Genomic DNA, 7,421 nt, shown 5'->3' with positions numbered 1-7,421 from the left:
CCGCCCTCACCGGGCGGGTCGGCCGCTCCCGGCGCCCCGTTCTCCGGCGGCGGTGTCTACGGTGCGGGCTACGGCGTCACCCTGGACCCGGAGGGCGACGTCTGGGTCGCCAACTTCGGGGGTCAGCGGGTGGCCCACCTGTGCGGCGCCGACACCTCCGCCTGCCCGCCCGGGCACCGGACCGGCCAATCCATCTCCCCTGCGGAGACCGGCTACACCAGCGACGCGCTCCTGCGGAACACGGGGATCCAGATCGACCCGTCCGGCAACGTCTGGCTGGCCAACAACTGGCAGATCCGGCCCCGTCTGACCAACCCGGGCGGTCACGAGATGGTGGTGTTCGTCGGGCTGGCGGCGCCGGTGAAGGCGCCCCTGACCGGTCCGCCGCAGCGTCCCTGAGCCGCCGAGACGGTCGAAACCCCGCGCGCCTCCCCCTCACCCAGGACATGAGGGGGAGGCGCTTCGCGTTTCCGTCATCGCGCGCTGAGATCCGGACGTTCGTGAGATGGCGTTCCCGCCCGTGCTGCTAGCCTGGCCCCGCTCATCGACCGGGAATCCCCCGGCACCGGATCGGAAGGGCATGACAGACATGAAGCCGCGCGCACTCGCCGCCTGTGGCGTGACCCTCCTCGTGGCGCTCGCCTCGACCTCCTGCTCGGGTATGAACAGCCGACAGTGCCGCAACGGCGACTGCACCGTGGTGGTCGTCGGCGCACAGTACTCCGGTGACCTTCGTGACACGAAGCGCGTGGACTTCGAGTTCGAGATCGCGGTCGCCGACGACCAGAGCGCCGAGGTCACCGTGGAGCGGGAGGAGGAGCGCACCCGCCGGGACGAGGAGGAGTCGGCCACCCTGCGCCCCGGGGAGTCCGCGGAACTGATGACCTACTCGGTCGAGTACGTCTTCCACAACGCGGACGGAGCCACGTTCGAGTTCACCCGTACGGACTGACGGCCGCCCCCGCCCACGGTACGGAAGGGTCCGCACGGTTTGTCCCTCCGCGCCCCTACTCTTCCCGGAGAACCGACGACAGGAAGAGTCCCCGTGCCGTTCCACTACCCCGGACGCCCCGACGACCTCCCCCCTGCCCACCTGCTGTGGGCGCGCGCCGCGGCGATGGCGGCCCTGGCCGAGGTCGGCTGCTGGACCCCCCTGAGCCTCGACGGGCGGATCCTGTTCTACGACGACGGCGGCGGTAACACCTGGCGTCTGACCTGGGTTGAGGGGAACCGCGCCGTCCTGGTCGGCTACGACCACGAGTGCAGCGGCACCCTCGAACTCCTGCCGGACTCCCTCGATCTGCTCCGGGGAGCCCCGGCCTGGCTGCCCTGGGAGTGGGTCGGCGGTTTGGAGGCCGCCGAACAGGTCGGGTTCGTCTACTGGTGGGACGGCGCGTGGGCGCGCGCACCCTATCCGGACGACCTGGAGGACGACGGACTGGCGATCCTCCTCGGGGGCTTGGTCGCCACCGACGAGGCCGTGGCCGCTCTGACGAACCATCTGAGAAGGGGACGGTCGTCGGAGGCGACCCACGACGCCGTGCGCGCGGCGGTCCGGCGTGTGCTGCTCGGCGCGGAGTCCGGAACGATCGACCGCGCTGACGTGACGGCGGTTCGCGAACTCGTCGCACCCGACGAGCACGACGTGGACGCCGCCATGGACATCGCCCGGCGGACCGGACTGGCGCCGGGAACGGAGCGCCCCGCCATGGCCGCCGGGCTCAGCAGGCCCGAACGGCCCGCGCTTCGGGCCATCGGTGACTTCGAGTGGGGGCTGCTCATCGGTGACGCGATGCGCCGCGCGGGGGAGACGGAGCGGCCGACCCCCGCGCCGAGCCCGGAGCTGGACCGGGTCGCGGACTGGATCCGGGGCAACGCGCTCGACCCTGGCGCCGGCACCACGCTCACTTACTCACCACTGGCCAGCTGGCGGATCACCAGGGAGTCCGGTGAGCAGGTCATGGGCTTTGACCTGCTCCCACTCCTGAAGGCCCTGCGCGAGGCGGAGGCCCATCCCGAGCACGGACGGTGGTTCTTCGTCCGGATGGTCGTCACGGCGCAGACCGTGGAGGTGGACCGCGCCTACGACCACTGGCCGCACTGGCACCCGCCACGTGATCCGTCGGGCGGCCGGGTCTGGCCCGACACGGTCGTCGAGGAGGTGCGCGCACGCGCACCCCGATGGCGCCCGGAGTGGGCGCGTCTCGCCACGGAGGAGGCGCGCTGGTCCCCGCCCGCCCTCACGGTGGAGCCGGGCGGATCGCCCAGCGCCCCCCTCCGGTCCCTGTCCCCGGACGAGCAGAAGGAGGTCCTGGTCGAGATCGGACGGGAACTCGTCGAGCAGGCTCCCCAGGACTGGCGCGAGCTCCGCCTCTCCTACCGGACCCTGCTGGGATACGAGGGCGTGGAGTACCGCGCGGTCGGCCCGTCCGGCGAGGTCACACCGCTCCCGAGGCCGTACCGGGCGCACCGCGCCCTGTCCCGGTTGCGGGAGGGCGTGTACACCCCGGGTAGGGGCACCTGGTTCGGTGCGGAGTACGTCGTCACGCGCCCGGGCCGTTACCGCGTGCGCTACTCCTACGACGACGAACCCGCCTTCGGCCTCGACCCCGGGGACGCCGGCTACGTCGCCGACGCCCTGTACTTCCCCCGCGACGCCGAGCACACGCCGGACTGGCTGCGGCGCCGCATCGGCGGCGGCGCGGGCTGACCGGCGCCGTCCGCGGCGCCGGCGCACGCGCTCACGGGATGGCGCGCAGGAGCAGCAGCGCGGTGTCGTCCCTGCGGTGGGCGACGGCGTTCACGTCGGAGGTCAGTTCGTCGACGGCCTGGTCGACCGGCAGTTGATGGAGCGTCGCGAGCCGTTCGGCCATCTCCGTCTTGGCCTCGTCCAGATCGCTGCCCGGCGCCTCGATCAACCCGTCGGTGTACAGCGCCAGCGTCGTACCGGTGGGCAGGTCGAACACCGTCTCCGGGTACTCGGCGTCCGGGTCGATCCCCAGCAGCAGCCCGTCCGGCGACTCCAGGACACGGCCCCCTCCGGGGCCGCTCACCAGCGGTTCGGGGTGTCCTGCCCGCGCCATGCACACCTGCCCGGACACCATGTCCAGACGCAGCAGGAGGCAGCTGGCGAACAGCTCCGACTCCATCATGCACAGCAGTCGGTTGGTCTGGGTGAGCACCTCTCCCGGACGCCCGTCCCGGGCGGTCGCGTAGGCCAGGACCGCGGTGCGCAGCTGCCCCATCAGAGCGGCCGCGGTCACGTTGTGTCCCTGCACGTCTCCGATCACCGCGGCGACGCGGCCCGGACTGAGCGGGATCAGGTCGTAGAAGTCGCCGCCGATGTCCATGCCCTCGGTCCCCGGAAGGTAGCGGGCGGCACTCGCCAACCCGTCGACCCGCGGGAGCCAGCGCGGGAGCATCCCAGCCTGGAGGCCCCGCGCCAGGTCGAGCTTGAGGTCGTACAACCGGGCCCGCTCCAGCGCCTGGGCGATGAGGCCCCCGAGGGAGTTGAGCACCGCCCGCTCCTGCACCGTGAAGTTGTGCGGCCGGGTGAAGCCGAGCATGCACGCGCCGACCGGGCGCCCCGACGCCACCAGCGGCAGGAACGCCCATCCCTCCATGTCCTTTTGGACGTGCACGTCAGGTGACGGATAGACCATCTCCAGTTCCTTGAGGGAGCGGAAGAACCCGGGCACACCGGTGGTCGCCGCCCGGGCTGCGGGGGCGCTGGCGTCGGCGGACTCACCGTCGATGCCCGCCACGAACGCGGGGTCGAACCCCCGCTGGCCGATGAGGCGCAGCCGCCGCCGCTCGTGGACGTTGGTGAACAGGGCCAGCGCGCTCGCGCCCACCGCCGGGACGATCTCGTCGGCGACCAGGTCGATCACGTCGTTGACACTCGCGGCCTCGGTCAGCGCGGAGGCCAGGTGGAGGATGTGGTAGAGCACGCTGGCCCGGGTCGGCGCCTGCCGGGCGTGCGGTTCCTCGCCCTCCCACTCGACCTCCGTCGGGGCGATCAGCACGCTGATACCCGTCTCACCCGGGTGGAGCCGGAACGACAGCCAGTGGTCCGGCGGGCACAACGCCACGAACTCCGTCGACCGGTGGCTGAGCACCGCCGCCCGGTACCGGTCCTCGTAGACGGGGTTGTCGAGCCACGGCAGCGCGGTCCAGGGCCGGTGGCCGATGATCTCCTCACGGGGCCTGCCCAGGAGTTTGGCCGCGGCGTCGGTGACCAGGGTGACACGGCCGTTGACGTCCAGGGAGCACATCCCCTCGGGCAGCCGCTCGACCAGTGCGGCGAGCGCCTCGCCGGGGTCCGAGGACTGGGGAGGGGGCCGCAGCATGTAGGGCGAGGGCGTGGGATGGATCGGCTGCCCCATGGACCGGGCGCGTTCCAGGACGTCGACCATCGCCCGCGCGTTCTCGGCCAGGGCCTGGCGTTCGGTGCTCGACAACCCCGGCCGGTCGGACCGTCCGATCGTGAAGAACCCGCCGAGCACCTCCTTGTCCTTCACCAGCGGGTAGGCGATCGTCGCGAAGTCGTAGGGAACGGTGATCGCCGCACGTGGGAAGCGCTGGGCCAGTTCCTCGCCGCTCGGCAGCCACACCAGGTGCCGCTCCCGGGCCGCCTCGGCGACCGGGAGGCCGGTGGTGAGGGCGACCCGGAACCAGGAGCGCACGAGGTCGCGCGCCACCCCCGACAGCACGGACATCACGAGTGTGGAGTCGTCGGGCTCGCACAGGTAGACGGCTCCGGCGTGGGCGCCCACCGCCCGGATCGTCCGGAGCAGTTCCTCACCCAGGTCCCCGAGCCCCGGTGCGCGGTCTGAGGTGTCTTCACGCCGCGCGGTCGTGTCGGACACGGCCCCTCCCCATGTCACGTCGAGTGGCACGGCCCCATGTTCGACGATACGCGCCGGTGGCCGTGTCGTAGGTAAAGGGGAGGCCACGTGTGCCGTTTCTGGGTAGGGTTCGACGTCCGGGGCGCCGTCGTGTCGCGGTGACGGGCGCGCGGTGCCCGGGAGACGATGAGAACCGAGGACGACGGAGGGGACGCTCGTGGGATCGATCCTGGTAGGGGTGGACGGCTCGGAACCCTGTCTGCGGGCCGTCGAGTGCGCCGCCCGGGAAGCGGTGTACCGGGCGGGCGGACTGACGCTGATGACCGTCTACGAAGTCGGCCTGGCCGATTCGGCGTCGCGCTGGCCCTCGGACCTGTTGGAGCGTGAGGCGGTGGCGGCGGCTGATGTGGCCGGTGCGTACGTGCGCGAGCACTGGCCCGGCCTGGACGTCGACGTGCGTGTGGTCACCGGATCGCCCGCGGAGGAGTTGCTCAGGCACGGGCGGGAGTTCGACGTCATCGTCGTCGGGAGCCGCGGGCGGGGCGGTTTCCCCGGCATGCGGATCGGATCGGTGGCCTACCAGGTGGCGGCGCACGCCCCCGGATACGTGCTGGTCGTGGGGGAGGAGGGGAGTGCCTCGGAGGCCAGCGGGATCGTGGTGGGCGTGGACGGATCCCGGCACGCGGACTGCGCCGTGGTGGCGGCGTTGCGTACGGCGTCCTACCACGGTGACCGGGTCTGCGCGGTGTGGGCGTGGTCGCCTCCCGTGTTCTCCTCCTCCGGGCTCGGCCCGTGGGCGCGTGTGGACGAGGAGATGTCCGAGACGCAGGGGGCGGCCCTGGACGCGGTCCTGGCGCGTCACCTGTCCGACTTCCCGGACGTGGAGGTGGTCCGCCGGGTCGTACGGGGGCAGCCCACGAACGCACTGATCGACGCCGCGGCGGGCGCGCGGATGATCGCGGTCGGGGCCCGGGGCACCCGGGGGTTCGCCCGGCTGGCCCTGGGCGGGGTCGCGCACGCGCTGCTGCACCACGCGCCGTGCCCGGTCCTGGTCGCCCATCGGGTCTGAGCCCGGCTTCCCGGGAGCCGTCGTCAACTGTCTCCCACGGTCAGGACGGCGGCGCCGTCGACCCGGTCGGCGGCCAGGTCCGCCAGAGCGTGGTCGGCCCGCTCGAAGGGGTAGGGCGTGGTCTCGACCGTCAGCGGGTGCTCGGCGGCCAGGGCGAGGAACTCGCGTGCGTCGGTACGGGTGTTGGCGGTGACGCTGCGGATCGTGCGCTCCTGGAAGAGGTGCCGCTGGTAGTTCAGGGGTGGGACGTCGGTGAGGTGGATCCCCGCGATCGAGAGTGTCCCGCCTCGGTCCAGCGCCGAGAGGGCGGTGGGGACCAGGTCGCCGACGGGGGCGAACAGGATCGCCGAGTCCAACGGCTCGGGCGGGGTTCCGCGGGCTCCGGTCGCCGAGTGGCAGCCCAGCCGCAGCGCGAGTTCCCGTGCCCGCTCGGAGCGGGTCATGACGTGGACCCGGGCCCCGGCGGCGAGCGCGACCTGTGCCGTGAGGTGGGCCGAGGCCCCGAACCCGTAGATTCCGAGGGTCCCGCCCCCGGGCAGTTCCGCTCTGGCGAGCGCACGGTACCCGATGATGCCCGCGCACAGCAGCGGCGCGGCGGTCCCGTCCGCGAGCCCCTCCGGCAGGGGGTGGACGTAGCGCTCGTCGGCGGTCAGGTACCGGGCGTACCCGCCGTCGGTGTCCCAGCCCGTGTAGGTGGAGTCGGGGCACAGGTTCTCGTCCCCGCGCCGACAGTAGCGGCACTCGCCGCAGGTGGAGGCGAGCCAGGCCACGCCGACGCGGGTGCCCGGGGTCAGGAGCCGCGCCGACTCCCCGACGGCCACGACGTCTCCGACGACCTCGTGGCCCGGTACCGTGCCGGGCGCACGGGGCGGCAGGTCGCCCTCGGCCAGGTGCAGGTCGGTCCGGCAGACGGCGCACACCCGCACCCGCACCACGACCCGACGCCCGGTGGGCGGTCCGACCGTCCGCCGCACCCGGCGGAGCGGGCGAGTGTCGATCGGTCCGGGGGCGCCGACCGCCCAGGCGTCGGTCTCAACGGGGACGAAGCTGTCCATGATGCGAGCCCAACACGGATGACGGGCCAGGTCAACGGGTATGAGTCGAGTGTCGGGTCAGGCCGTTCCCACCCGGTCGCGCCCTGCCCGAGGAGGAGTTCCCGTGCCGCGCTTGCTCAGGGCCGGAGCCGTCGTCGCCGTCGTCGCCGTCGTGGCGCTCCTGGCCTATCTTCTCGCCTCGATGCTGTTCGTCTCCGCGCCCGCGGCGGCCGGTCCAGGGCTGCTGACGGTGCTCACCGTGTGGGACGCCCTCATGCTGGGGGCCGCGGCCGCCGTCGCGGTCTTCGGTTGGCGGTACGCCCGCGAGGTGTTCGCCCAGTCCACCGGGATGGCCGTCGCCGTCCTCGCGAGCCTGGTCGTCCTGCTCGGCTCCCCGTGGCTGTACACCGTGCTGAGCCCGTCGGCCGGTGTGGGGGGCGCCGCCGCGCTGTGGGTCGATATCGTGTTCCA

General features: G+C 72.8%; 6 protein-coding genes. 4 read left to right on the top strand and 2 right to left on the bottom strand.

Annotated features, from left to right (window positions below):
* The first annotated feature begins 580 nt into the window (after window positions 1-580).
* Window positions 581-952 (top strand): hypothetical protein, encoded by a 372-nt coding sequence (locus tag D471_RS0109380; RefSeq protein WP_152486264.1) that lies wholly within the window; start codon window positions 581-583, stop codon window positions 950-952.
* 93 nt (window positions 953-1,045) lie between these two features.
* Window positions 1,046-2,710 (top strand): hypothetical protein, encoded by a 1,665-nt coding sequence (locus D471_RS0109375; protein WP_017598382.1) that lies wholly within the window; start codon window positions 1,046-1,048, stop codon window positions 2,708-2,710.
* Between the two features lie 31 nt (window positions 2,711-2,741).
* On the opposite strand, the gene D471_RS0109370 is transcribed toward D471_RS0109375, so the two are convergent.
* Window positions 2,742-4,868, bottom strand: coding sequence for a SpoIIE family protein phosphatase (locus D471_RS0109370; protein ID WP_017598381.1), 2,127 nt, complete (start codon window positions 4,866-4,868; stop codon window positions 2,742-2,744).
* A gap of 196 nt (window positions 4,869-5,064) precedes the next feature.
* Here D471_RS0109370 and D471_RS0109365 point away from each other — a divergent pair, with 196 nt between their 5' ends.
* Window positions 5,065-5,916: a universal stress protein gene (locus D471_RS0109365; RefSeq protein WP_017598380.1), complete on the top strand. Its 852-nt coding sequence runs from the start codon at window positions 5,065-5,067 to the stop codon at window positions 5,914-5,916.
* A gap of 23 nt (window positions 5,917-5,939) precedes the next feature.
* Here D471_RS0109365 and D471_RS0109360 read toward each other — a convergent pair whose 3' ends face one another.
* A complete protein-coding gene (locus tag D471_RS0109360; protein ID WP_017598379.1) occupies window positions 5,940-6,971 on the bottom strand; it encodes a zinc-binding alcohol dehydrogenase family protein in 1,032 nt (343 codons plus the stop codon).
* A 103-nt stretch (window positions 6,972-7,074) separates the two neighbouring features.
* Here D471_RS0109360 and D471_RS33655 point away from each other — a divergent pair.
* Window positions 7,075-7,421, top strand: a 347-nt coding sequence (locus D471_RS33655; RefSeq protein ID WP_040689025.1) for a hypothetical protein, incomplete at its 3' end; no start/stop codon positions are given.

Source organism: Nocardiopsis lucentensis DSM 44048 (assembly GCF_000341125.1).
GTDB lineage: Bacteria > Actinomycetota > Actinomycetes > Streptosporangiales > Streptosporangiaceae > Nocardiopsis > Nocardiopsis lucentensis.
This window is presented reverse-complemented; position numbering and strand designations above follow the sequence as displayed.

Excerpts from the sequence above, each read along its gene's own strand:
- D471_RS0109380 (WP_152486264.1), top strand. The coding sequence starts at position 581 with ATGACAGACATGAAGCCGCGCGCACTCGCCGCCTGTGGCGTGACCCTC.
- D471_RS0109360 (WP_017598379.1), bottom strand. The coding sequence starts at position 6,971 with ATGGACAGCTTCGTCCCCGTTGAGACCGACGCCTGGGCGGTCGGCGCC.